Consider the following 25,056-nt stretch of genomic DNA (forward strand, 5'->3'; position numbering starts at 1 on the left):
GTTCTGTTTGATCGGCGGGTCTGTCTCTCCCGCGAACCGGGCCGCTATCATACCGTGCCCCGGCGGATCAGGCGCCTGGCGCAACATCTTCGTCACAGCCAGACCGCCATCGCGAGCAGGCTCGCTCCCACAGTTTTGATTGGGGTGTCCGCAAAGTGTGTGCTCGCCACAATCCTCCTGCGAGAGCGGGCTTGCTCGCGAAGGCGTCGATCCATTCAACATCACCGTCTCAGGCAAACCGCTTTCGCGAGCAAGCCCGCTCCCACAGTTTTGATTGGGGTGTCCGCAAAGTGTGTGTTCGCCACAATCCTCCTGTGAGAGCGGGCTTGCTCGCGAAGGCGTCGATCCATTCAACATCACCGTCTCAGGCAAACCGCTTTCGCGAGCAAGCCCGCTCCCACAATTTGAGTGGGGTTGTTCACAAGTTTTGTGCCCAGCCCTGAGAATCCGACAGGCAAGCTTTTCATGACCCCCGGCAAAGCAGGCATAATGGCGCTCCTTCGCCGTCATGGCGTGCCTCATTTCTCGGTCTGCCCTTGAACGAACGTCCATCCTCCAACGTCGTACGCCCCTCCGGTTGCCCGGGGTTGCTGCGTGTCGTCCAGGCGTTGGATGGCGGGATCTGCCGGATCAAGCTCGATGGCGGTTCCATCCTGGCGGATCAGGCTGACGCCGTGGCGGCGGTGGCCGAGCGGTTTGCCGGGGGCGTGATCGAGGCGACCAACCGTGGCAACCTGCAAATTCGCGGCATCGGTCCAGGGCACGACGCGCTGATCGAACCATTGCTGGTCGCCGGGCTTGGGCCCCGAACCCCGGCTGGCGATGATGTGCGCAACCTGATGCTCAGCCCTTCGGCGGGGATCGACCGGCAGATGTTGTTCAACACCCGCCCGTTGGCCGCGCAGATCCTCGTCACCCTGCAAACCCATGCGCGCTTCCATGAGTTGTCGGCCAAGTTCGCCGTGCAACTGGACGGTGGCGAAGCGTTGGCGATGCTCGAACATCACCACGACCTGTGGCTGTCGGCCCTGGTCCGCGACGGCGAGCCCTGGCTGGCCTTCGGCTTGGCTGGTGTCCCGTTGGATAGACCGGCGGGCAGGGTGCCCCTGGCCTTGGGGCATGCCCTGGTGGTGGCGGTGCTGGAATTGTTTCTCGACCTGGCTCGCCCGGACCAGATCCGCATGCGCCACCTGCTGGCTGAAATCCCCATGGATGAATTCATGGCCCGGTTGGCCCGTCGCGTGCCGCTGCAAGCTTGCCTGGATTGGCAGCGGGACATGTCCAACGACGGACTGCACATCGGCAGCCATCCCCAGCACGACGAGCGTGTCTACGTCGGCGCCGCCGCACCCCTTGGCCGGCTCGACGCCGGCATGCTGCGGGGCGTGGCGCGGTTGGCGCGGGAGAAGGGCGACGGCAGCCTGCGCTTCACCCCTTGGCAAAGCCTGTTGCTGCCCAATGTGCGCCGTGCGGATGCCGACGAAGTGCTGGCAGGGCTCGAGGGGTTGGGCTTGTTGTGCTCTGTCGAGCAACCCCTGGCGCAACTCATCGCCTGCACCGGCTCCAGTGGTTGCGCCAAGGCCTTGGCCGACACCAAGGCCGACGCCCGCCGACTGGCCGAGCTGCTGCAAGCCCAGGGCCGGTCCCTGAAGGTCCATCTATCGGGCTGCCGGCGCTCCTGCGCGGCGGCCCATGTCGCGCCCGTCACTTTGCTGGCGGTCGCCCCCGGTCGCTATGACTTGTATTTTCACGATGCCACGCTGCCGGGTTTCGGCGCGTTGCAGGCACACAATCTGACTATTGAAGCGCTCGGCCACTGGCTCGACGCTCGCCCCCGGAGCCCCCTTGATGCTTGATTACATCCGCGACGGTCAGGAGATCTATCGCAACTCCTTCGCGATCATCCGCGCCGAAGCCAACCTGGCGCGCATTCCGGCCGATCTGGAGAAACTCGCGGTGCGGGTGATCCACGCCTGCGGCATGGTCGAGGCTGTCGACGGCCTGCAGTTTTCCGAGGGCGCAGGCACGGCCGGGCGTCAGGCGCTGGCCGCTGGCGCGCCGATCCTGTGCGATGCGCGGATGGTGTCCGAAGGCGTGACCCGGGCCCGGCTGCCGGCCAACAACCCGGTGATCTGCACCTTGCGCGACGAAAGCGTGCCGGCGTTGGCCCTCGAGCTGGGCAACACCCGTTCGGCGGCAGCGCTGGAGTTGTGGCGTCCGCATCTGGAGGGCAGCGTCGTGGTCATCGGCAACGCGCCGACCGCGCTGTTCTACCTGTTGGAAATGCTTGATGCCGGCGCACCGAAACCGGCCTTGATCCTCGGTTTTCCGGTGGGCTTTGTCGGCGCCGCCGAATCCAAGGCGATGCTCGCGGCCAACAGCCGTGGTGTGCCGTTCGTGATCATGCAAGGCCGCCTCGGCGGCAGCGCCATGGCCGCCGCGGCCGTCAACGCCCTCGCTACGGAGATTGAATGATGCAGCAGCCTGGACGTCTGATCGGCCTCGGCGTGGGCCCCGGTGATCCGGAACTGATTACCGTCAAGGCCCTGCGCCTGCTGCGCGAGTCGCCCGTGGTGGCGTACTTCGTCGCCAAGGGCAAGAAGGGCAACGCCTTTGGCATCATCGAGGCGCATTTGCAGGATGCGCAGACGTTGCTGCCGCTGGTCTACCCGGTCACCACCGAAGTGCTGCCGGCGCCGCTGTCCTATGAACAGGTGATCGCCGATTTCTACGACACCGCCGCCGAACAGTTGGCCGTGCACCTGGATGCCGGACGCGACGTGGCGGTGATCTGCGAGGGCGATCCGTTCTTCTACGGCTCCTACATGTACCTGCACGATCGCCTGGCCGAGCGTTATGAGGCCCAAGTCATTCCCGGTGTGTGCTCGATGCTCGGCGGCGCCTCGGTACTCGGTGCGCCGCTGGTCTATCGCAACCAGAGCCTGTCGGTGCTCTCCGGCGTTCTACCCCATGAAGAACTCAAGCGGCGCCTGGCCGACGCCGATGCGGCGGTGATCATGAAACTGGGGCGCAATTTCCCCAAGGTTCGCCAAGTGCTTCAGGAACTGGATATGGACGGGCGGGCGCTGTATGTCGAGCGAGCGACCATGGCCAACCAGAAGATCGTGCCGTTGGATGAAGTCGAGCCGATGTCGTCGCCGTACTTCTCGCTGATCATCGTACCGGGCGAACGGTGGCAAGGGTGATGACTTCCAAAGTGCCGGCCATCGTCATCCTCGGCCCGGGCAGTCTCGCCACCGCCCGACGGATCCAGCTGCGCTACCCTGATGCCCTGATCCATGGCCTGAGTGGAAGGGTCGAGGGCGTGGATCGTCCATATCATGAGTTCGGCGCGACGTTGCGCGAGCTCTATCAACAGGACACACCGATCATCGCCCTGTGCGCGGCCGGTATCGTCATTCGCACCCTGGCGCCGCTGCTGCTGGAAAAAGGCGTCGAGCCGCCAGTGCTGGCGGTGGCCGAGGATGGCAGCGCCGTGGTCCCGCTGTTGGGCGGCCTGGGCGGGGTGAATGTCATGGCCCGGGAAATCGCCGCAGCACTGCACGTCGCGCCAGCGATCACCACCAGCGGTGAATTGCGTTTTGGCACTTGCCTGCTCAATCCGCCGAGTGGCTACAGCCTCGGCGACCTGGAGCAAGGCAAGCGTTTTGTCTCCGATCTGCTGGCCGGTGAATCGGTGCGCATCGAAGGCGCCGCGCCGTGGCTGGCCCAGGCGCAGTTGCCCGAGGATGAGCAGGCACGGCTGGCGATCCGTATCGACAGTGCTGCGGGTACACCGGCGGCGGATGAACTGCGTATTTATCCGCGCAATGTGCTGGTGGCGTTGAGTGCGGGGGCGTCGGTGGACATCGGCGCGATATTGGCAGAGTCCGGCCTCGCGGCGCAGTCGCTGGCGTGCCTGCTGGCGGCGGACAGCGACATGGCCCGTCCAGAGTTGCACGAAATGGCATCGGCCTTGGGTGTGCCGCTGCGTTTTGCCGCGGCCAATGGCAACCTCGAAACGTGGTTGAGCGATGCCCTCGCTCAACCGGCATCGTTACTGGTCATGGGCAGTCATGCCATCGCCGTGGCCGCGCAACCCCTCGATCCGCAGCAGGTCGGTCGTCCGCGCGGGCGCCTGGCGGTGATCGGCCTTGGCCCGGGTGCCGCCGAGTTGATGGTGCCGGCGGTGCGCGCCGAACTCGACCGTGCCACCGATGTGCTCGGTTATGAAACCTACGTGCGCATGGCCGGGCCCTTTCGGGCCGACCAGGTGCAGCACTGCACCGACAACCGCGAAGAAATGCAGCGGGCCCGCCATGCCTTCGAGCTGGCGGCCCAGGGCCGTTCCGTGGTGGTGGTGTCGTCCGGCGATCCGGGCGTGTTCGCCATGGCTGCCGCCGTGCTTGAAGCGTTGCATGAGTCGACGGATGCCCATTGGCACACCGTCGACTTGCAGATCCTGCCGGGTGTCTCGGCTTCCCTGGCCACCGCCGCCCAGGCCGGTGCGCCGCTGGGCCATGATTTTTGCGTGATGTCGCTGTCGGACAACCTCAAGCCCTGGTCGATCATCGAGAAGCGCCTGGACCTGGCGGCCGAAGCCGACCTGGCCCTGGCCTTCTACAACCCGATCTCCCGCTCCCGGCCATGGCAGTTGGGCCGGGCGCTGGAGATCGTCGGACAACATCGCACGGCGCAAACGCCCGTGGTGCTGGGGCGCGATATCGGTCGTCCGGGGCAGACGTTGCGTGTCACTACGCTGGGGGCACTGACCCCGGACCAAGTGGACATGCGCACCATGGTGTTGATCGGCTCCTCCACTACCTGCGTATTCCCGCGCGCGTCCGGCGCCAGCTGGGTCTATACGCCTCGCTGGTATGGATCCAAGCCAGCCTCCTGAATGAGGGCGGCCTGCCTGGCCGCCCTGTTCGATTGCAACTCTCGATTCTCGTAATTGAATCTTGAATCTTTGAAATGCATTGAAAGCCTTCCTGTTTGAGTTGTTGGGTTTTAGGCGTTAGTTTGCCTGTCTTCTATCGTTTCTTAGTTCTGCCTGGTGCGGCAGTGGATCTTTATTTATTTTAGTCTGGCTGTTAGTGAAGTTGGGCGAGGAGTGTTTTTATGCAGGATGCAGAAGTTAAAAGCAGCGACGGCCTGGTGAAGTTCATCAGTCTTTTCAAGTTGTCGGATCTTGAGCAGGCGTTGTCGCCATATAAAAAAAGCGAACAATACGAGGCGGTCCTCCGTTATTACTTTGCCTGTATCGCTACGCCGGAATCCCACAGGCTGCTCGAACCATTGGGGCTTTTGAAACAGACGCTGGCCCAGCTATTGAGCAACCGCAGGGTCAAGCGCAGCCAGGACGGGCGTGTGTCTGCTCCCGCCGGAGCTGGTGTGGACCTGGCGCAGATATACGACAAAATCGAGCATCACGAAGCACGCCTTCAGTTCAGTACCGAGCAAATGAGGAAGTTGCCAGCGGAGGTGCCCAAGACGTTGCACTTCGTCTGGCTCGGTGGCGGTCTTGGCGACATCCAGCGCGATTATCTCAATGTATGGCGACAGGTATTGGCCCGGCACGGCTATATCTTGAATCTTTGGTATGACAGTGATGCGTTACTGGCGTGGCAAACCAATAAGCTTATTGTCGAAGCCGCCAAGGCCGATGTCTTCTTACATGATGTAGATGAGCGTATTGCCGAAGTTGATCTGGGTGCCCTGTATAACGAACGGGCCATTGTCCTGAAACAACAGATGCAAGCCCATATCAATGCCGCCGTGGCGAAGGGCGGATCAGCCGACGAAGCCCGGCTGGATTTACTGACCCGCGCCTATGGTCAGGATGCGCAAGTGCTGCGCCAACAGTTGGAACGCAATCGTCGCAGTATCCTGGCCATGGACGGCTTCAAGTTGCGTGACCTTGCTGCCGGTGCAGTTTCGTTGCAGTTGCAGGATGTCTATGACCGAGAGATGCGGTTGCTGGGCAATATGGCGTCGGCATCGGATGTCGTGCGCGCGGAAGTCCTGTTTGCCGAAGGTGGCGGGTATACCGATATCGACCACCTTCCGCCGTTATCGGCCACCCTGGGCGGAGTCGACATCAGCGGTTTTGGCCATGATGCCCGTCTGGGGACCCTGCAATTACTGCTGAACGAGAATCCCGAATGGATGCCCGGCCGCCAGGCTTCCTCCCGTTATCGCGCGCATATTCCCGCCGAGCATCTGTCGGCACTGGAAGCGTTCGCGCGAAGCCGGCCAAGCTTGAGTGAGGTCTTCGAGTTGCCGGCGCAGCGGTCGGCCCGACCTTTCGCGTTGCGTGCCCTGAGCATGGAACTGTCGTTATCCAATGCATTTCTGATGGCCCATCCGGGCGCCGAGATTCTTCAAAGCGTGATCGACCGTCTGCGCTCCAACTATGAGTTGGTTGACGCGTCGGTCCAGTTGGCTGCCCAGCGCGATGTCGCATTGAGCGACGTTGCCGGCATGTTGACCCTGGTGGAAGAAGTATTCGAAAAAAACCATGGGCCGCTGAGCCGCCTGCCGATGGGCGAAGTGCTCAGGGCGATAGCGCGGATATCGGGCGTCGCGACCCACTTCGGCGACGGCATTCGCTTCGAAAGCGAAGGAACCGTCCATCTGACGGGCCCCGGCGCCATGCGCGACGGCATGGCCGACTACGCGAATGCGCACTTGAGCGCGGCAGTTGCCAAGACTTTGCACGAGGAGGCTGGCGTTTCCCCCTATCTGACGGTCAATGGCGCCACGGAAGAGGAGCAGGATCACTCCTGGAAAGAGAATGGAAACGATCCCGAGAAATGGGTCAGCACCGAGCAGGCGCGTTGGCGCGAAGGTCAGTACAAGGCCCGCTACAAGGGCGATATCGCGCAGTTGCTCAAGCATTCGACGATTGAGTTTCAGCAGGGATGGCCGCTGATCGAAGGGCGCGCGGTGCTGCTGACCGATGTGCTTGAGCGACTGGTCGAGGGGCTCGGCGAGCCATTCATCGAGGCGATGAGGCAGGGGCATGACGGTGAGATCCGTTTCGAAAAGCCGCTGCCGCTGAGTTTCGATGACCGCGAGCTCATCAAGAGTCAGGCGTCCGACGCGCTTGTTCCGGTCTTCCTGAGTGACAAAAAAATGCGCGACCAGGGGATCGATGAGGTGCTGAGTGACATCGCCAATGGCTCTCGTCGTTTCATTGAAGCGAGTCCTTTGCAAAGACTGGCGCTGGGCGTGTTGTTGGGGCTGGATTCCCTGGACAACCCACATTTCAATGCGGCCACCAGTGAGCTGGAGAACCTGGCCAATGGCGTCGCCGAGCAGGGCGTTTCCGGGCGTTACGCGGTCATCGAACGCCAGTTGTACAAGCGCAAGGCCGCGAGGTTCATGAGTGGCCTGGGGAGTGATCCGACGTACGCGTCGATGCCATCCGACAGCGCTCTGGAACTGAAAAAAACCGCCTTGAAGGAGGCGCGGACCCTGTATCAGTGGGGGCGGCATGTCGGGCGGATCCAGAAGGTGGCCACCCTTGAGCACCGTATCCAGGTCATCGAGCGGTCAGGGCAATTGCTTGATGGGTTCGGGCATAACGGTGTGCAGATGGTTCCCCAGGATTTGCTGCTCAACCGCGATGGCGAAACGATTGGTGGGCGTTGCTATCCCCTGGCGCTGGTGATGAGTGCGGCACTTGCGCAGGGTGATGCCGCCTCCGGGCACTTGCGCGAGCGCTTCTTCCTGGCGGTGCTCGAGCCGGGGCAGGACGATTCCCAAGCCTTTCTACAAGCGTTGGAAGAGCTGCGGGACGTCCCGATGAGTGACGTCGGTAGCACGCTTGGACAGGCTAGCCTCGATCAGGTCACCGCCGCTTTGGAGAAACACGCCGGCCCGCGTACGCTGATGCTCAACTCTGACAATCATTCGATGCTGGTGGCCAAGACCGTCAGTGCAGAACGTGCGACATATCATTTTTTCGATCCCAACTTTGGTTTGTGTAAATTCGAGCAGCCGGATGCATTCCAGCGTGGCCTGGAGCATTTTTTCCAGAAAGAGGGCATGGCCCGTTACTACGCCGCCTATGGTAGTGAAGCTCGGCCTGAATTCGATCTGATCGACCTGCAAAGTGAAAAGGTCTCGGCCTGGCAACTCTCCGATGGGGTCACGGTCAAGCACCTGCTGCAACCCGGCGCTTTGTCCGGGCCGTCGCCACGCCCCGTCAGGCAGCGGTTGGCTAGCGCACGTGGGCAATCGCTGCAAAGCAATCCTCGATTGGGTAGCTGTCTGCTGGCGCTGGATGGCCATTGGTGGGGCCAGCAGATCGAGCAAGTGACGACCCATCTTCAGCAAGCCAATCAGCTGGCGCCACACCTTGTGCCGCTGTTCGACACCCTGGAGGTCATGTCGAACGGGTCGTACCGGATGAACCTGATCGATCCGCAAAAGCCTGAGCAGTTGGTACGGATCGTGACCGACGACCATCGACTCTTGCGGATAAAGAACTACCTCTCGGAACGCTTTTCGGTCCTGGCCAACAGACCTTCCGTGCCGAACGATCCGACCGAGGTGGGCAGCGTCCACACCCTGAACGCCGGGTTCGCCATACAAGCGCTGATGAACGCCTTGCGGGGCCGAGAGGGGCCTGAGCGGCCATTGAGCCTGGCGGTCCGGTTGCATGCCTATGTCAATTACGCGCAATTGGTGCATGGCAACGTGGCCGATATCGCCGGCCTGGTCGGCCTGGTTCGGCAGGCGCTGGCCCAGGAGAAGCTGATTGCCCATACCGTCGCGCCAGTGGTCAAGGCGGCAGTGGGAAGCAGTGTGAGCGAAGCGACCGGGGGGTTGCTGCAATTGGCGAATGTCGGGTTCGACATCTACCAGCTGTCGACCACCCAAAACGAAGTCGAGCGCGCTCAGTTCGGTACCCAACTGGCGTTCGACTCGGCCAGCCTGATGTTGTCGGTGGGCGCCTACGCCGCCGGAGCCACCACCGCTGGAGCAGTGCTGGGCGGTGCTGCCGTGATGCTGGGTGGGTTGGCAGTGGGGGTGGCGGCGTTGGCCCAGGGTTTTGCCACCATTGCCGAAGAAGCCAAGCAGGTCGGGCTGTTTTTCGATGAGGTGGCAACCGCCCATCTCCAGCCCTATCGCTCTGATGCCAGCGGTGGTGCGTGGTTGCCGCGTTCATCGCTGATCGTTCATACGCTGGATCTGACCCGCGCCGAGCTGATGCTGGACAGCCCCAAGTTGTATCCGCTGCGCGATCATTTCGGAGTGCCTACCTTTGATGACGATTACGCGCGGGCGATCGATATCCGTCGAGAGCTGAATCTGCCAGGTCGAGCCCGATTCACGCCACCGGCAGGCTCGGTCATCGTCCTGCCCTGCACACCGCATACCTGTTACCGCTACGAGTACAAGGCCTTACCCTTCGCCGGGCTGCGCCATGACACCGGGTTCGACACGGCACGGCGCCTGGAGAAAAAAAACGCGCAGGGAGGATGGCTGTTTCTGTTTTCCTTCTACTCGTTCCCCAGTGACTACATCCTCTATCGCCTGGTCCCGGATTATCGACCGACAGCGATCAAGGTGTTGCTCGATGACATCGATCGCTCTCTGGTGGTGCCCGTGCTGCCACCGGCCTGGCACGGAAAAATCACCTATGAGATCCAGGGTGCCGGCAAGCGCTGTGCACTGCTGCTCCATCCCGGCGTGAGCCTGGCCCTCGATACGACGCGCCCGTTGAACTCGAGTTGGGTGTTGGACGCTCCTTGGGCCCAGGAAAGTGATGTCCGGCTCGAGCGCTACGCGAGGCTGTTCATCGGTGACGTCCAGGTGACGCTCAGTGGATCGGGGCGTCATGACGTGCTGCTGCGGATCAGCCAGAACCAAGTGTTCAAGCTGGAGGCGGGCAAGCTCGTGGTTGTCGAGCAGGAGGTGCCTGCGAGCATGGATAGGCAGGCCTTGCAGGAGCACTTCAGGACCCTTGCCAGGCAACACCGCCTGGCGATGCCGTATACGCCGGTTCATCGTTACCTGGTGCCGTTCGAGAAGCCGGACGAGCCCCGCTACGTCACGGCCTGGTACGACGCCAAGGACGACCGTTTCCTGTTCATTCGCGATGAGCTGCCAGGCGTCGATGCGGCGGTGCTGGGCGCGGTGGCGGGCGGCTCCTGCTATTTCTACGACCCACAGAACCTGATCATCTGGCAAGCCGACGCGGTCACTGGGTTGCTGAGCCATCGCTACTGGTTGCGCAGCACAAGGAACGTGACCGCCACCATCCAGCGTGTCGAGGCGGATGCGCAGGGGGTGATTCATGTCGTGCAGCACATCACTCGCCAGGATCAGACCCGCGATGTACTGGTGTATGTGATCCATGAAGGGCAACTGCTGCTCAGTTCGGTCACGCGGGATCTGGATCCGGCGCTGGAATCCATTTTCAGCGCCAGCGAGACACTGGCCGACTGGTCGCAGGTCTTGGGCAGCGACTACCCCTTTGTCCCGTCTGTCAGCAACGAGGACAGCTTTGCCACCGTCAATTGGCAACCGGCGCCCTTCGTTTCGGTCTGCTGGAAGAGCGAGGCGCAGTTACGGGACATGGCCTGGGTTCGCCACAGGGACGGCTTGATCGTTCGTCCTTCGACGAGACGCGGCCGTTCCCGTGGCTGGGCCGACTCGATCAAGAACATGACCGACCTGACGCTGCTCACGCTGGCGGACGACAGCGATAGGTTTGTGGTGTATGACCGGCTCGCAAAAGAGCTGTGCCTCAGGCAGCGAACCTTGGTCGCGGGCAAAGGGCAGTGGTCCAACAGGTGGTTGCAGTCCGACAGGCTGGAGAATGTGATCGCTGTCGAGAGCGGCTACGTGGCGCTGACATCCGATGGCCGGTTTTTCAACCTGACGAGCCAGGGCGACCTCGTGCTGGGCGGCGTGAACGAGGCATGGTTCAAGGATCGGGAGCATTGGTGGTCGGCGTTGGAGTCGCTGGCCCGGCAATACGCGAGCGAGCGCTTTGCCCTCATCGGTTTGAGCAACTTCAACGACGATGCCAAGTTATGTGCCTGGTATGTCGGCAACCGGCTGTTGCTGGCTGACCTGGGACATGCGAAGGAAGTCCGCCTGCTTGGCGCCACCCCGGACGGCGAGGCAGCGTGGTTATTCGATGTGTCGAGCGGCGAGGTCTATCGCCAGGCCTTTATCGATCCGCAGAAACTGGAGGCGGCTTTTGGCCAGGGTTCACGTTTGCTGCAGGCTGATGCGTTGCCCCGCGCGGAACGTGAATGGGCGCCCTGCCAGTTTGTCGAGCTGAAGGCTGAAGGTGTGGGGCTGCGTGGCGTGACATTCGAGGGGGTGGTGGTCGCGTTACGAGACCAGGAGCCGGCCTCGATCACCGGTGTCACTCATGAGTGGGTTGTCGCTCAGGATGGCCGGGAGCATGAGGGGCTCAGGCAATTGGTGGCCCAGTCGTTCCATAGCGCACTGCTGTCGGTGGAGGAGCCCGGGAACCTGAAGTGGTTCGTCGCCAGGACCGGACGTGTGATCCGGGTTCCCAGGGCCGCCATTCCGGAGTCCTTCGAGCTGTTGGGGACCCAGCGGCAGACCCAGGTATTACTTCATGAAAGCAGGAGTGGACAGCTGTTGACCTTGCCCGGTACAGGGCAGATGGGGCCACTCAGTTATGTCCAGCGTGAAGGTGAGGTGCTGGTGGTCGAGGGCCAGGAGGTGAAAATCGATGATCTCCTGGCGCTGATGCCGGACGGTGTCACGACCCTGATCCTGCGCATGGGGCAAGGCGCGGTGAGTTACCGGCTGTCAAAAGCGGCCTGGTTGCGGGTCAAGTCGGTCATCCTCGACTGCCGCCATTCCCTGGGCAGCGCGGTGACAATCCCCGGTAAATTGATCTGGGACCTGGATGAGCCTGATCAGTTGTTGCTCAGTCGGGTCGATGAACACCTGGTGATCATTGATCCGGACAGTGGGCACAGTGTGATCGTTCGCGAGGTGTATGCGGCAGATATCAACTTGCGCGGAGAAGTCCTGCTCAGTTTTGGCAGCAATCGGCATTATGCCGTTTCAACCCTGATAGAGCGGTTGGATGCCTTGCCGGACGCCCAGGGCGGCGTCACGCTCAAGGCGTTGTCGAGCGTGTCGCCTGCGGTGGAAACCAATGAGGTGGGTTGATTACGGCACCAGATAGCCTTTGACCCCGGTAAAAATGATCTGCGCCGCGAGCGCACAGACAAATAGCCCCATCAGGCGGCTGACGATCTGCAAGCCCTGGTCGCCCAGAATCCGCTCGATGCGGCTGGACAGGTACAGCACCACGCCAACGGTGAAGCTGGCCAGGGCGATGCTGATGATGGCCATGAGTTTGTCGTCCCAGTGCGGTTGACTCACACCCATCACCAGCAGGGCGCCGATGGTGCCGGGGCCGACGGTCAATGGAATGGTCAGCGGGACGATGGCCACGTCCTGCTGGACGCTGTCCGTCTGGACGGCCGACTTGCCTTGGGCCATGCCCAGTGCCGAAATGAACAGCACGCTGCCGGCGCCAATGCGAAACGCGTCCACGGTGATGCCGAACACGCTGAAAATCACCCGCCCGAACAGGTACAGCAATACGCTGGACACCAGCGTCGCGGTCGCGACCTTCCAGGCCAGGCGGCGTTGTTCCTTGCGTGAGTAGCCGCGAGTCAGGCCGATGAAGCACGACAATACGAAGAAGGGGCTGTAGAGCACCAACATCTTCAAGTAAACGCTGAACAGCACATGGAGCATGGTCGAGGCTCACGACGAATGAAATTGGCGTGGAGTTTATCAGGCGCCGGGGGTGTCTGTCGGCTCGCCGTGAACATGAAATTTTTAAGTGCCGAAAACTTCGCTTTATTATGGGAAAGCGGAGTGTCGTTGAAATGTTAGTGTCGCAGGCATTATGTGTCGTTACAGTTTTGCAGTTGTTGTTCGGGGTGGGTTTGAGTCATGTTGTTCTCGGGGTCCATGGAGGGCCTTAATTAAATAAGGAATATATCTATGAGTGTTAAGTTTGATTCGGTTTTAACCTTGGCTGATCGTCTTGATCGGCTGAATAGTTATGAAATCATGCCGGAAAATGTTGTTGTTTCTTCGCGCACTGTTGCAATCAATCCTGTCGGGTATAAAGCAGCTGTGGAAAAGCCGGACCGCGCTTCGATTGTCGGGGAAAGTATCCTGGCATTCGTCTCGGGAATGACTGAGCAAAATCAGGTGGATATCCAGCATTCCTATCTGTATGCATCGCTGGCGGCGAACAGGGCGTATCCACGGGAAGATCAAGGTAGAGAGTGGTATCAGTTCTTTCTGCAAGTCATGCAAGACTGCGGCTGGACGATCCTGCAACGCTATTACGACACAGTCGCGGCGTCGGGCAGGAGCTTCAAGATGGATCAACTGGTGTTGAGGATCCTGGGTTCGGCCGTGGCTGCCGCCGCTGTTCCTGGTCCAACGTCGGCGCTGATGCTTAAAGTGGCAGGTGACGCAATAGCTGCGCTGCAAAGCAGTGACAAGCCACTTCAACTCTTTGATCAAAATATCAGGGAGACCGGTGCGGGTGGTTTTGGTGTGGCGACCTGCCACGAAACCCCACACGGCGAAGTCATCATGGCATTGGGGGCCGTGCGTTTCATTAATCGGACGAATCAGACCAAAGTGCTGTTTGTGAATTGGGACAGCAGTTCGGTCGATCTGTATCGCGGTGAATGTCATATGACCATGGTGCCGTCAATTATTAATCGGACCCGAGCCACCATCATTGCAAGGTTGGGTGATCGTGCGCAGAAAAAGATCGAAGAGTATGAGATTTAACCTCATGTGATCTCTTGGCGACCACGCAGTGGTCGCCATCCCTTAGCGAATCAGGTGATTATAATGAGTGATGATTGTTCGGTTTTTATCAATGCCGGAGCTGTTGTCTTGCTGTCAGCCGATATGCTGGAACAGGAGAAGTGCGATGTAATGAATTCGGTGTTGTTTGCGCAGTTGGTAGCCAGCAAGAAGTATCCAGCTCTTTCTTCGCCGGATGAATGGTATGGGGCATACCGGGAAGTATTACAGAACGGTTGGTTGCAAAAGGCGGTAACGTGGGACAACTTTACACTCGATACGCCATCAAAATACACCATGATGTCTTGGGTGGAAAAACGACTGGGGGCGTATGTTGGTCAAACTAAAGTGACTGAATTCACGCGCCTGTTGAATCGTGTCGCTCAATTGCCTTGCTCCTTGCCGGCCATTGAAGAATTGCGCGAGTGGGTTCAGGGCCCCAAATCCCCGGAGCTTTCGTGCAGGGTCAGGCTGCAAGTCATTCTGGCCCAGCGAGGGCCTGTGCTGAACGTTGTCTGCTTGGAATTTGACACCAGGCACAGTACCGCTAATCCGCTTGGGCCACTTTTCTCCACCGATCCGGTACCGGGCACAATTCAACTGCGGTGCTTTCAGGCGAACTTGTCCGATGCGCTCTATGCGCCTGTTCGCGATGCAATTATCAAGAAACTGGGGGATAAGGCCGCCAGGAACATCTTTGATATTTCCGACGCGGTCGAGCATGGGGTGACGGGGGCTGTGTCTTTATGAATGACATGGGGATTCGACCGGCCAATGGGCAGGTACTTCTGCGCAGTGACACTCCGGCGGCTGCCGTGGTGGGTGGCAGTATCGTGTCATTCGATGAGGGCCTGTCCCTCCAGGATCGAGAGGATATCTACCTGAGTAACTTGTACGCGCAATTGGCAACACGTTCGGCCTACAAGGACGGTTTGGTCGGCAACTGGTTTGACTATTACAAGAATAAACTCAGGTATCTGGGATGGGATTCGGCGCGTCCTGTCAATGCCGGGCGGGCGGGGCAGGGATTGATGGCCGATAGCGTTTCGCGGCAAATATCCCGGTCATTTGATGAACGCTTTTCCCGGCAGGCGAGCCAGGCGTTAGGAACCCTGAGGCGTAATCCCGATGCGCTCGAGGTATTCGAAAGGACAAGCCTGATGCGTGACACGGGATGCTTCCAGGTGATCCCTTGCACGTCCAAGTCTTCCGGGAGAATAGAAATAGGCCTCTACCACAAGCAGTTCCGTACCCGCAGAACGGTCTCGAGATTTCTGTTCTGGCCGATAGAGGACGTGGTGGAAAGCAGCCAGGAAGAAATGGCGGTCATTACATTCAACACGCTGCACTACGCAACGTTCAGGGAGAAAGTCGCCGCCGCGGTGATGAGCGAGACAGTCCGCCATCTGCATGCGTTGGAACTTTGAACAGAGCGGCGGGGCCCGCTGACTGCCATGTCGCCGCCTAGGATGTGTGCGCCGCCGACCTGTTCTGCTGATCACGCTGAGCCACCCAGTGCTCGATCAGCTCGCGCAATTGCGACAGCTCCACCGGCTTGGCCATGTGCCCGTCCATCCCGGCCTGACGGGCGCGCTCCTTGTGTTCGGCCAGGATGTGCGCGGTGAGCGCCACCACGGGAGTGCGGGTCCGCTGGTTGCCCATTTCCCAGGCGCGCAATTGCTGGGTGGCGGAAAAGCCGTCGAGGATCGGCATTTCACAGTCCATCAGGACCAGGTCGTAGCGCTGTTCCTTCATGGCCTTGAGGGCTTCTTCGCCGTTGCTGGCGGTGTCGGGTTGCAGGTTGAGCTTGCCGAGCATGCCGCGAATGACCTTGGTGGAAATGCTGTTGTCCTCGGCCACCAGGATGCGGAAATCGCTCGGTACCTTCACCGGCATGGGCGGGCCGGCATTCACTTGTACATTCGTCGCCTGGCCCCTGTTGCGCTGGTTCAGCTCGTCCGCCAGGGTGGTCTTGAGGGTATAACCGGCCACCGGTTTGGCGAGGATGCGCTTGACCCCGCTGTTGCGCGCCACGATCTTGCTCGGCGCGTTGCTGATACCGGTGAGCATGATCAACAGGATGTCGTGGTTCAGGCTCGGGTCTTCCTTGATCTTGGCTGCCAGTTGCATGCCGGTCATGCCCGGCATGTTCTGGTCCAGCAGCACCACGTCGAAGTAATCCCGCAGGTGGGCCTTGGTGCGCAGTAGCGCCAGGGCTTCCTTGCCCGATGGCACCGCGCTGACGTTCAGGCCCCAGGCGCTGCACTGTTGCACCAGTACTTTGCGGCAGGTGTCGTTGTCGTCGACGATCAACACCCGTGCCCCTTGCAGGGGGCCATCGAGGTCGGAAGTCGGATGTTCGAGGCGATCCGGGTCCAGGGGCAGGGTCAGCCATAAGGTACTGCCCTGGTTGCTGCCGCTTTTGATGCCGAATTCCCCGTGCATCAGGATGATCAACTGGCGGGCGATGACCAGGCCCAGGTTGCCGCCCAGGCGCGTGGCCGAAAGGAAATTCTTGCTGTGCAGCTCGGCGTGCATCAGCGTGTCGCGCTCTTCGGCGTCCATCGGTGTCCCGCTGTCCTGCACGGCGATGCGCAGGCGTGGCTGATTGCTGCGCTCGTCGAGGGCGACGACGATCAGCACTTCGCCCTCGTCGGTCTTCTTCAGGGCGTTTTCCAACAGGCTCAGCAGCGCCTGGCGCAGCCGTGTCGGGTCACCACTGATCACTCGCGGCACCTGGGGCTGGATGAAACTGATCAGCTCGACATTCTGCTGTTCGGCCTTGGCGCGGAAGATACTCAGGCAATCCTCGATCAGTGCGTTGAGGTCGAACTGCACGTCGTCCAGCTCGATTTGCCCGGATTCGAGCCGGGAAATGTCGAGGATCTCGTTGATCAGGGTCAGCAGTTCATTGCCGGCGCTGTGGATCGTCTGCACGTAGTCGCGCTGCTTGACCGACAACGGCGTACCCAGCAGCAGCTCGGTCATGCCCAGCACGCCGTTCATCGGGGTGCGGATCTCGTGGCTGATCTTGGCCAGGAACTCGGCCTTGGCATTGATTTCGGCATTGCTCGCCGCCAGGTCGCGGCTGATGCTGAAGCGGCTCTCGTTGATCGAGCGCTGGCGTTCGCCCAAGGCGACACTCATCAACAGGCCGCTGATGCAGATGAAGATCAGCAGGGTGATGATCAAGCCCTGGGGAGGAACTTCGGTGAGCCCTTGCAGCGCCGGAAGGGTGATCAGCGTACCCAGGTTGAAGACCACCATGGCCGCGACGAACAGCCGGGCCGGGCGGTAGCCCTTTTGCCAGTGCCAGGCGCTGACGAACAGCATGCTCAGGCCGGCCAGGGCCACCAGGGCATAGGTCATGATATTGAGCGGCAGCGTATTGACGAACAACAGCAACAGGCAGCACAGCATGACGAACACAATGTCCCCCAGCAGCAGCCGGTTCAACGGGTGCGGTCCCAGGGGCGCGAAGAAACGGTAGGCGAACATCAGGCCGCAGGGCGCCGTCAGCAACAAGGCCAGGTAGGCCCCCGGCGTCTGGACCGCCGGCCAGTCAGGCAGCCAGGGCCCGGCCAGGTTCAGCAGCAGCGCGAGGCTGAGCATCAGCAGCCCTTCACAGGCTGCCAGCCACAGGCAACTGCGTGAGCGAGTGTAGGCATAGCGGGTGAGGTTGTGCAGGATCAGCATGGCGATGCAGCCGAACAGCAACCCATAGATCAGCGTCTGGTTCTGGTCGGCCGCCGCCACGACTGCCGATTGCAAGGTGACGTAGGGGCGAAGTTCATGGCGCGAGGCCAGCTGCAGGTAGACGTCCAGCGATTTGTCGCTGCGCGGCAGGGGCAGCATGAAGTCGTTGCTGGGTACCACAGGTTCGGTGTGCGGCGTGGCATTGCCGCTGACTTGTTGGTCAACCAGGGTGTCGCCGTCCAGCACATAGAGATTCAGGCGCGACAGGTCGGGCGCGAAGATGCGCAGGATCTGTTCGTGTCGGTCGGGGGCCAGGCGGAAACGCAACCACAATGCCCCACCGGGCTCGGCGGCCTTGAGGCGATCCAGGTCGATGGGGCTGAATTGATTGGTGTAGCGGGGAGAACGGATGTCGCTCAGCGTCAGGTCGCCCTGTTCGTCGAGCAATACCGCCCAGCCACTGCCTGGCGCGGCCTGGGCCGGGAGCATGCAGAGCAGCGTCAGCAGGGTGACGGTAAGGCCTATGGCAATCCTGAGCCAGCGCACGGCGAAATCCCTTCGTAGGTTGATGCCAGATTATAACTATGCGCGGCGCCGGAACAGTCAGGCAAGGGCTGCAGACCCTTGCCTGGCTGAATGGCTGGGTTATTCCAGATTTTCGCCACGCTCACGGGCAATGGCGCGATAGCCAATGTCCTTGCGGTAGAAACAACCTTCCCAGTCGATCTCGGCGGCAAGCTTGTAGGCCTGCTGCTGAGCTTCGTCGACACTCGCGCCCATGGCGGTGGCGCAAAGCACACGACCGCCGGCGGTGACCACGTGTCCATCCTTCAACGCTGTGCCTGCATGGAAGACCTTGCCTTCCAACCGGGCCGCGGCGTCCAGGCCCAAGATCGCGCTACCTTTGGCATAGTCGCCTGGGTAACCGCCGGCCGCCAATACGACACCGACGCTTGGGCGTGGGTCCCATTGGGCTTCGACCTTGTCCAGTGCCTGGGCCAGTGCGGCCTCGACCAGCAGGACCAGGCTCGATTGCAGGCGCAGCATCACCGGCTGGGTCTCAGGATCGCCGAAACGGCAGTTGAATTCGATGACTTTTGGGTTACCAGCCTTGTCGATCATCAGGCCAGCATAGAGGAAACCGGTGTAGACATTACCTTCCTCGGCCATTCCGCGCACGGTCGGCCAGATCACCTGGTCCATGACCCGCTCGTGCACCTGGGCGGTCACCACCGGGGCCGGGGAGTAGGCGCCCATGCCGCCGGTGTTCGGGCCGCTGTCGCCATCGCCGACGCGCTTGTGGTCCTGGCTGGTAGCCATTGGCAGGACGTTCTTGCCATCGACCATGACGATGAAGCTGGCTTCCTCGCCGTCGAGGAATTCTTCGATCACCACGCGCGAACCGGCGTCACCGAAGGCATTGCCAGCGAGCATGTCGCGCACGGCGTCTTCGGCTTCGGCCAGGGTCATGGCGACGATCACGCCTTTACCGGCGGCCAGGCCGTCGGCCTTGATCACGATCGGTGCGCCTTTCTCGCGCAGGTAGGCCAGGGCCGGTTCGATTTCGGTGAAGTTCTGGTAGTCGGCGGTCGGGATCTTGTGCCGCGCCAGGAAATCCTTGGTGAACGCTTTCGAGCCTTCCAGTTGCGCGGCACCGGCGGTCGGACCGAAGCAGTCCAGGCCACGGGAGCGGAACAGATCGACCACGCCGGCGACCAGTGGCACTTCCGGGCCGACGATGGTCAGTGAAACGTTTTTCTCGGCGAAATCGGCCAGTTGTTCCAGGGCCAGCACGTCGATGGCGACGTTTTCGCACTTGGCTTCGATGGCGGTGCCGGCATTGCCCGGTGCCACGAAGACCTTCTGCACACGCGGATCCTGAGCCACTTTCCAGGCCAGGGCGTGTTCGCGGCCACCGCTGCCAATGATCAAAACATTCATTTCAAAAACCTCGGATGACGCTGATTCTGTTTGGAGCCTAGGGCATTTTGTGCCGTAGGAGGTCGCAATGAAGTCGGTAGATGCAAGGCGGAGTCGACCTCGATGAGCGGAGTTGCCTTTTGGCAATGAGCATCATCGAGGTCGGCTCCAACGCAGCAGATACCGGCTTCAGTGCGGCCGTCGTCTTGTTAGTGACGGAAGTGGCGCATGCCGGTGAATACCATGGCGATGCCAGCCTCGTCGGCCGCAGCAATCACTTCGTTGTCACGCATCGAGCCACCCGGCTGGATCACCGCGGTGATGCCGACCTTGGCCGCATTGTCGATGCCGTCGCGGAACGGGAAGAACGCATCGGAGGCCATGACCGCGCCTTGTACCTGCAAACCGGCGTGCTCGGCCTTGATGGCGGCGATACGGGCCGAGTTCACGCGGCTCATCTGGCCGGCGCCAACGCCGATGGTCTGGCGGTTCTTGGCGTAGACGATGGCGTTGGACTTGACGTACTTGGCGACTTTCCAGGCGAAGATCAGGTCGTTGATTTCCTGCTCGCTCGGGGCGCGCTTGGTCACCACTTTCAGGTCTTCGCTGCCGATCATGCCGATGTCGCGGCTCTGGACCAGCAGGCCACCGTTGACCCGCTTGTAGTCCCAGGCCGGCACTCGGTCGGCCGACCATTGGCCGCAGGCCAGCAAACGCACGTTGGCCTTGGCGGCAACGATGGCGCGGGCTTCTTCGCTGACCGAAGGGGCGATGATCACTTCGACGAACTGACGCTCGACGATGGCCTTGGCGGTCGCGGCGTCCAGTTCACGGTTGAAGGCGATGATGCCGCCGAAAGCCGACTCGGTGTCGGTGGCGTAGGCCAGTTCGTAGGCCTGGCGGATGCCGCCCTCGGCGTCCGGGCTTACGGCCACGCCGCACGGGTTGGCGTGCTTGACGATCACGCAGGCCGGCTTGACGAAGCTCTTCACGCACTCCAGCGCGGCGTCGGTGTCGGCCACGTTGTTGAACGACAGTTCCTTGCCTTGCAGTTGGGTGGCGGTGGCAATGCCGACTTCGGCAGGTTTGGCTTCCACGTAGAACGCCGCGCTCTGGTGCGGGTTCTCGCCGTAGCGCATTTCCTGGGCCTTGATGAACTGGGTGTTGAAGGTGCGTGGGAATTCACTGCGGCCTTCTGTGCTAAGGGTTTCAGCAGCCTGGTTCACGGTGCCCATGTAGTTGGCGATCATGCCGTCGTAGGCCGCGGTGTGTTCGAAGGCCTTGAGCATCAGGTCGAAACGCTGGGCGTAGGTCAGGCCACCGGCCTTGAGGTTTTCCAGCACGCTGGCGTAGTCGCTGGCGTTGACCACGATGGCCACGTCCTTGTGGTTCTTGGCTGCCGAGCGGACCATGGTCGGGCCACCGATGTCGATGTTTTCGATGGCGGTCGGCAGGTCGCAACCAGGCTTGCTGATGGTGGCTTCGAACGGGTAGAGGTTGACCGCTACCAGGTCGATCGGCTTGATGCCGTGTTCGTTCATGATCGCATCGTCGATGCCGCGACGACCGAGGATCCCGCCATGGATTTTCGGGTGCAGGGTCTTGACTCGACCGTCCATCATTTCCGCAAAACCGGTGTAGTCCGCGACTTCCACTGCGGCAACGCCATTGTCCTGCAGCAGCTTGAAGGTCCCGCCGGTGGAGAGAATCTCGACGCCCAGCTGTTGCAGCTCGCGGGCGAATTCGAGGATCCCGGTCTTGTCGGAGACGCTGATCAAGGCGCGGCGGATCGGCAGGCGGGTGGTCTGGTCGGTCATTTCAATTTCCATCAAAAGCAAGGGAAGTCAGCAAAAAAGGCGACCGTTTTTTACACGGGCGCCTTTCTGGTTTGATTGAATGCTTACAGCAGATCGTACTGCTTGAGTTTCTTGCGCAGGGTGCCGCGGTTCAGGCCCAGCAGCTCACTGGCTTTGGTCTGGTTGCCCTTGACGTAGTTCATCACGCTTTCGAGCAAAGGCGCCTCGACTTCGGAAAGCACCAGGTTGTACACATCCGTGACGGCAGCGCCCTCAAGGTGGGCGAAATAATTGTGCAGCGCCTTCTCGACACTCCCGCGAAGGGTCTGGCCTTCTTCGCTGGGCGTATTGAGGTGCTGTTTCAAATTCACGTTGTCGCTCACGGGTGTTGTTCCACTCACTAAAGTCTCGGTCATCATCGTCATGCGGCCACCCCTTCGTCCCCTGTCAGGCTCTTGTAACGCTCAGCGAAGAACGCCTGAACGTCGGCGCATTGTGCTTGCGTACCATCCAAACGATTGAAACGGGCGCGAAACTCCCTGGCGCCCGGCAGGGTTGCGAGATACCAGCCCACATGCTTGCGAGCGATGCGTACGCCCATGACTTCTCCGTAGAAGGCATGGAGCGCGGCCAGATGCTCTAGCAGAATACGTTCCACCTCGGACAACTGCGGCGCAGCGAGCTTTTCGCCGGTGCGCAGGAAGTGCTCGATCTCACGAAAAATCCATGGCCGCCCCTGGGCGGCCCGGCCGATCAACAGGCCATCGGCACCGGTCGTGTCCAGCACGTACCGGGCCTTCTCGGGCGAGTCGACGTCGCCATTGGCAAAGACCGGAATCGACACCGCCTGCTTGATCGCGGCGATGGTGTCGTACTCGGCCTCGCCGGTGTACAGGTCGGCACGGGTGCGGCCGTGGACCGCCAGCGCCGTGATACCTGCCTGTTCGGCGATCTTCGCCACCGTCAGGCCGTTCTTGTTCTCCCGGTCCCACCCGGTGCGAATCTTCAGGGTCACCGGCACATCGACTGCGGCGACGACCGCCTGCAGGATCTCGGTGACCAGGGCTTCATCCTTCAACAGTGCCGAGCCTGCGGCCTTGTTGCAGACCTTCTTTGCCGGGCAGCCCATGTTTATATCGATGATCTGCGCGCCCAACGCCACATTGGCCCGGGCCGCCTCCGCCAGCATCTGTGCATCGCCACCGGCAATCTGCACCGAGCGCGGCTCGGGATCGCCTTCGTGGATCATGCGCAGACGCGATTTGCGGGTGTTCCACAAACTCATGTCGCTGGTGACCATTTCCGAAACCACAAGACCTGCGCCCAAGCGTTTGCACAGCTGACGAAAGGGCTGGTCGGTGACGCCCGCCATAGGGGCGAGAACCAGGCCGTTCTGCAATGTATATGGGCCGATGCGTACCGCCGACATAGGACTTCCCTGAAGTGGGGCCGGATCATGAGAGTTCGAAAAAGGGTTGGCATGATACCCGCTCTCGATGACTGGATAAAGGTCGAATTGGATAAAATCTGAACAGCTATTTTGTTATCGCCAGCGGTTTGGTCTGGGTGGGGTGAGTCAGAAAGCTGCCGTCAATCGACCGACCCGCGCCGGCTTCATTCAGGAGAATGGAAGCTCAGGCTGTAGTTCACCGCTTTGGGACCAGGGTCCAGGATATCCAGCGCGATGTGGATGGGCGTCTGTGGCGGCATTTCGCCGCGGCCCTCGAGATCGCCACCCAGGTATTCCCCAGGCTTGAAGCGGCGACTGGCGATCAGGTGCCCGTTGAGGTCGGCAAAACGCAGTTCCAGCAGCGGAAAAGGCTGGGAGAAGGGCGCGCGATTATAGATGATCGCGTCCACCACCAGGGCGCCGCTGAATTCCGGATGGCTGCGCACCACCAGGTTGCTGCTCTTGATCTTGGCGATGTCGACCTTGGAAGGCACGTCGCAGCCGATGGTCGGACAGATTTGCAGGAACCATGGCCGATACTGGTCCTGGCGGGCCAATTCCTCGAAATGGTAGGCAACGTACTGGCCGCCCAGGGCCGCGGCGGCGAGCAGCACCAACAGGCCCCACAGCAGGCGGCGGCCCCAGGGCGAGCGGCGTTTGCGCCAGTCCAGTTGCAGCGGGTCGTCGTCCAGGTCGTGGAGTGCCTCGGCACGTATCCCGGGTTCCTGGCGTTCGCGTGACTTTCGCAACGGTGCCGGTTGCTCGGGTTCGTCGTCGTGGTCGTCGGTGGCGGACAGGCGCTCGAGGTGTTCGTCGGGCTCGTCGTCCGGCGCCAGGTGGAGCGGGGCGACAGGTTCGTCGTCCGGTTCCAGTGGTTCAAGGGCCAGGGACAGGGACGGCTCGGTACGCGGTGGTCGCGCCGGTTCGTGGGGTTCGAACGGTTCGAAGGGGGTATCGAGGACGGTTTCGACGCGCTCGCTCGGGGTTTCGCTGTACAGGCTGTCGGGCCAGGTTTGCTGCTCGCTGGAGAGCGAGTCGCGTTGCGCGCTCAGGTTGTCTTCCCGGCGTCGGCCAGTGTTTCCCGGCGCGCGATTGTCGCGCCGCTCCAGGCGCGCCAGTTCCTTGTCCAGGTCATCCAGATCCAGCTCGGCGGCGCTCCATTGTTTCTGGCTGATCGCCCGGGGCGGAGCTTCGACGGCAGGCTTGGAGGGCGGCGCGACGGCAGGAGCCGCTTGCTTGGCAGTGCGCTGTTCCAGCAACTGTCGTGCGGCATTGAACACCTGCAGGCACGAGCCGCAACGAACCACCCCGCGGGCCACGCTCAATTGAGCATGGCTGACGCGAAAACGGGTGTGACAATGCGGGCACTGGGTGACGAAGCTGTCAGTCATGCGGCAATCCGGTGGGTACAGGCGGTCATTCTAGCGCCGACGTCCGGTGATGCGCACCCAGCCATCGCGATTGGCGATCGGGTCCAGGTCAAAGTCCGCGGCATAAGCGCCAGCGACTTCTTCGCCCTGTTCGGCAAGGATGCCCGACAGCGCCAGGCGTCCGCCCGGCTTGACCAGGCTCGACAATTGCGGCGCCAGGGACACCAGGGGGCCGGCGAGGATATTGGCCACCAGCACGTCAGCCTGGACCGCTGGCAAGTCTTGCGGCAGGTACAGCGGGAACTGCGCCTCGGTAATATTGTTGCGCCCGGCGTTGTCGCGGGAGGCTTCCAGGGCCTGGACGTCGATGTCGGTGCCGACCGCTTCCCTGGCGCCCAGCAGGAGCGCGGCAATCGCCAGGATCCCCGAGCCACAGCCGAAGTCGAGCACGTCGCAGCCCTTGAGGTCCTGGCCGTCGAGCCATTCCAGGCACAGTGCGGTAGTCGGGTGGGTGCCGGTGCCGAACGCCAGGCCCGGGTCCAGCAGCAGGTTGACCGCGTCCGGCTCCGGTGCGGCATGCCAGCTCGGGACGATCCACAGGCGCTGGCCGAAACGCATCGGCTGGAAGTTGTCCATCCAGCTGCGTTCCCAGTCCTGATCCTCGATCACTTCGCTGTGATGCTCGGGCAGCGGGCTGCCGGTGAGCAATTCGAGATGGGCCAGGACGCTGGCCGCTTCGGTACCGCCTTCGAACAGGGCCAGCAGATGGGTGTGGGACCACAGCGGGGTGGTATTGAGCTCTGGCTCGAAGATCGGCTGGTCTTCGGCGTCCATGAAGGTTACCGATACGGCGCCTACTTCAAGAAACGCGTCTTCGTAGGTTTCGGCTTGTTCCGGGCTGATGGCCAGACGTACTTGCAGCCAAGGCATGGCGGGCACCTTTGGAAAAAATCTACAGGAGGCAGCGCGG

Annotated in this window: 16 protein-coding genes; 8 read left to right on the plus strand and 8 right to left on the minus strand. The window is 61.5% G+C overall.

Translation table 11 applies throughout. The features are described from left to right. Window positions 1-536 precede the first annotated feature (536 nt). The 5 genes from cobG to AC30D9_RS15775 all read left to right on the plus strand — a co-directional run bounded on the left by cobG (window position 537) and on the right by AC30D9_RS15775 (window position 12,177). Entirely contained in the window at window positions 537-1,856 is a 1,320-nt protein-coding gene (gene cobG / locus AC30D9_RS15755) for a precorrin-3B synthase (RefSeq protein ID WP_490144362.1), read from the plus strand. Then, a complete protein-coding gene (locus AC30D9_RS15760; protein ID WP_047227378.1) occupies window positions 1,849-2,475 on the plus strand; it encodes a precorrin-8X methylmutase in 627 nt (208 codons plus the stop codon). The genes cobG and AC30D9_RS15760 overlap by 8 nt, the downstream gene beginning before the upstream one ends. After that, on the plus strand, window positions 2,475-3,206 hold the full coding sequence (locus AC30D9_RS15765) for a precorrin-2 C(20)-methyltransferase (protein WP_134926575.1): 732 nt from the start codon (window positions 2,475-2,477) through the stop codon (window positions 3,204-3,206). Before AC30D9_RS15760 ends, AC30D9_RS15765 begins: the two co-directional genes overlap by 1 nt. After that, on the plus strand, window positions 3,206-4,900 hold the full coding sequence (cobJ, locus tag AC30D9_RS15770) for a precorrin-3B C(17)-methyltransferase (RefSeq protein ID WP_490144363.1): 1,695 nt from the start codon (window positions 3,206-3,208) through the stop codon (window positions 4,898-4,900). Before AC30D9_RS15765 ends, cobJ begins: the two co-directional genes overlap by 1 nt. Before the next feature lie 221 nt (window positions 4,901-5,121). Further along, window positions 5,122-12,177, plus strand: a complete 7,056-nt coding sequence (locus AC30D9_RS15775) for a TcdA/TcdB catalytic glycosyltransferase domain-containing protein (RefSeq protein WP_490144364.1) — start codon at window positions 5,122-5,124, stop codon at window positions 12,175-12,177. On the opposite strand, the gene AC30D9_RS15780 is transcribed toward AC30D9_RS15775, so the two are convergent. Continuing rightward, window positions 12,178-12,774 carry a MarC family protein gene (locus AC30D9_RS15780; protein WP_134922680.1) on the minus strand — a complete coding sequence of 199 codons (597 nt, stop codon included), beginning with the start codon at window positions 12,772-12,774 and terminating at the stop codon, window positions 12,178-12,180. It abuts the gene before it with no gap. 252 nt (window positions 12,775-13,026) lie between these two features. Here AC30D9_RS15780 and AC30D9_RS15785 point away from each other — a divergent pair, with 252 nt between their 5' ends. The 3 genes from AC30D9_RS15785 (at window position 13,027) to AC30D9_RS15795 (ending at window position 15,281) form a co-directional block, all read left to right on the plus strand. Further along, entirely contained in the window at window positions 13,027-13,836 is an 810-nt protein-coding gene (locus tag AC30D9_RS15785; protein ID WP_490144365.1) for a hypothetical protein, read from the plus strand. Window positions 13,837-13,899: 63 nt separating this feature from the next. Next, the gene (locus AC30D9_RS15790) at window positions 13,900-14,604 is read left to right on the plus strand and encodes a hypothetical protein (RefSeq protein ID WP_490144366.1); all 705 of its coding nucleotides are present in this window, start codon (window positions 13,900-13,902) and stop codon (window positions 14,602-14,604) included. Continuing rightward, window positions 14,601-15,281: a hypothetical protein gene (locus AC30D9_RS15795; protein ID WP_490144367.1), complete on the plus strand. Its 681-nt coding sequence runs from the start codon at window positions 14,601-14,603 to the stop codon at window positions 15,279-15,281. The genes AC30D9_RS15790 and AC30D9_RS15795 overlap by 4 nt, the downstream gene beginning before the upstream one ends. Before the next feature lie 37 nt (window positions 15,282-15,318). Here the strand turns inward: AC30D9_RS15795 and AC30D9_RS15800 are convergent, their stop codons facing one another. The 7 genes from AC30D9_RS15800 to prmA all read right to left on the minus strand — a co-directional run bounded on the left by AC30D9_RS15800 (window position 15,319) and on the right by prmA (window position 25,016). Beyond that, window positions 15,319-18,096 carry a hybrid sensor histidine kinase/response regulator gene (locus AC30D9_RS15800; protein ID WP_490144368.1) on the minus strand — a complete coding sequence of 926 codons (2,778 nt, stop codon included), beginning with the start codon at window positions 18,094-18,096 and terminating at the stop codon, window positions 15,319-15,321. 99 nt (window positions 18,097-18,195) lie between these two features. Then, a complete protein-coding gene (gene purD, locus AC30D9_RS15805) occupies window positions 18,196-19,491 on the minus strand; it encodes a phosphoribosylamine--glycine ligase (RefSeq protein ID WP_134922684.1) in 1,296 nt (431 codons plus the stop codon). Window positions 19,492-19,679: 188 nt separating this feature from the next. After that, window positions 19,680-21,287, minus strand: coding sequence for a bifunctional phosphoribosylaminoimidazolecarboxamide formyltransferase/IMP cyclohydrolase (gene purH / locus AC30D9_RS15810; RefSeq protein ID WP_134922685.1), 1,608 nt, complete (start codon window positions 21,285-21,287; stop codon window positions 19,680-19,682). Window positions 21,288-21,370: 83 nt separating this feature from the next. Next, complete coding sequence (gene fis / locus AC30D9_RS15815) at window positions 21,371-21,691, minus strand: DNA-binding transcriptional regulator Fis (RefSeq protein WP_003186237.1); 321 nt, start codon at window positions 21,689-21,691, stop codon at window positions 21,371-21,373. Further along, window positions 21,688-22,695: a tRNA dihydrouridine synthase DusB gene (dusB, locus tag AC30D9_RS15820; protein ID WP_307575970.1), complete on the minus strand. Its 1,008-nt coding sequence runs from the start codon at window positions 22,693-22,695 to the stop codon at window positions 21,688-21,690. Before dusB ends, fis begins: the two co-directional genes overlap by 4 nt. Window positions 22,696-22,880: 185 nt before the next feature. Beyond that, entirely contained in the window at window positions 22,881-24,107 is a 1,227-nt protein-coding gene (locus AC30D9_RS15825) for a DUF3426 domain-containing protein (protein ID WP_134922686.1), read from the minus strand. Between the two features lie 30 nt (window positions 24,108-24,137). Continuing rightward, complete coding sequence (prmA, locus tag AC30D9_RS15830; protein WP_490144369.1) at window positions 24,138-25,016, minus strand: 50S ribosomal protein L11 methyltransferase; 879 nt, start codon at window positions 25,014-25,016, stop codon at window positions 24,138-24,140. Window positions 25,017-25,056: the final 40 nt, after the last annotated feature.

It is taken from the genome of Pseudomonas sp. DF11 (assembly GCF_058148565.1).